Annotated in this window: 1 protein-coding gene; it reads right to left on the bottom strand. The window is 75.5% G+C overall.

Features of this window, described 5'->3' with window-relative positions; all coding sequences use genetic code 11:
* Positions 1-12: 12 nt before the first annotated feature.
* Positions 13-1,278: an ArgE/DapE family deacylase gene (locus L0P92_RS44335; protein WP_234768796.1), complete on the bottom strand. Its 1,266-nt coding sequence runs from the start codon at positions 1,276-1,278 to the stop codon at positions 13-15.
* Positions 1,279-1,524 lie beyond the last annotated feature (246 nt).

Here is a 1,524-nt window from a genome sequence, read left to right as displayed (position 1 = left end):
CACCCGCCCACCTCACGTCGTGCCGACCGTCCGCAACACCGTCACCGCCAGCGTTCGTGCCGCCGCCACCACTTCCGTGACGGCCACCTGCTCCCGCTCGCTGTGGGCGACCCGGATGTCCCCCGGTCCGAACTGCAGGGTCGGGATCCCCGCCCCCGCGTACAGCCGTAGATCGCTCCCGTACGGCGCCCCGCACTCCCGCAGCGCCGCCGCGCCCCCGGTGTCGGCATGGGCGCCCCGGATCACCTCCGGCAGAGGATGCCCCTCGGGCAGCCGTCCGCTGGCGAACCGTCCGCCCGGCCAGGTCACCGTCGCCGGGTGCGCCCGCAGCCAGGGGTCGGCGTCGCACGCCTCGGCGACGCACCGCTCGAAGGCGGCCCGCGCCTCCGCCGGGTCCTCGCCGAGCCGTACCCCCAACCGCCCTTCCGCGACCAGCAGGTCCGGCACGCTGCTCGCCCAGTCCCCGGCCCGCACGGTCCCCACGGACAGGGCGTACGGGATCGGATGCTCGGCCATCAGGGGATGGACGTCGCGGTTCCGCTCGGCCTCCAGCCGGGCCAGCGCCCGGTGCAGCGGCAGGTACCCGTCGATCGCGCTGACGCCCTGGTCCCGCGCGCTGCCGTGGGCCGCCTTGCCGGGCACGGTGATCCGGAAGGTCAGCGCGCCGGCGTTGGCGGTGACGAGGGCGCCGGCCGTCGGCTCGGCGATGACGCACAGGTCTCCCCGGTGCCCGCGCCGCAGCGTGCCGAAGGCGCCGAGGCCGCCGTCCTCCTCCCCCACGACGAAGTGCACGCCGACCCGCCCGCGCAGCCGCACCCCGGCGGCCCGTATCGCCGCGAGGGCGGCGAGGTGGGCCACCAGACCGGCCTTCATGTCGCAGGCGCCCCGGCCGTGTACGACGTCCCCGGTCACCCTCGGCACGAACGGATCGCCGGCCCACGCGTCGAGATCCCCGGGCGGTACGACGTCGACATGGCCCTGGAGAACGAAGGCCGGCCCGTCGCCACCGTCCTCCGTGACCCCGGCCAGTCCCCACGCCTCCTCGCGCTCGGCCTCCGCACCGGGGAAGTCGGGGTCGGCCCGCAACGCGTCCAGGTCCATCGACCACAGGTCGACGTCCAGCCCGAGCCGCTCCAGCCGTCCTGCCAGCAGATGCTGGAGCTCCGACTCGGCGGCACTCCCGGTGACACTCGGCACCGAGATCAACTCCAGCAACGTCCGTCCGATCCCGGCCTCGTCGATCTCCGCCAGGACGGCACTCTCCGGGTCACTGAGCACGATGACACCCCTCCCCTCGGCCACGGGCACGCCGCATGGCCCGCCCGTTCAGAGGGTGCCCCATTCCGGGGAGGAACCGGCAGCGACCGAGACCACTCCGGCGGCCGCCGACGGCGGGCACGCCCCACGGGGGCCACCCGCACCCGACGACGAAACCCGCACGGGCGGTGCGGGTGGGAACCCCCACGCGGCCGTAGGCCGCGTGCCCACCCACACACCCGCAGGGAACTCGCACCCGTCCCCGTC

Source organism: Streptomyces muensis, assembly GCF_021474425.1.
In the GTDB taxonomy this organism is placed as follows: Bacteria; Actinomycetota; Actinomycetes; order Streptomycetales; family Streptomycetaceae; genus Streptomyces; species Streptomyces muensis.
This window is presented reverse-complemented; position numbering and strand designations above follow the sequence as displayed.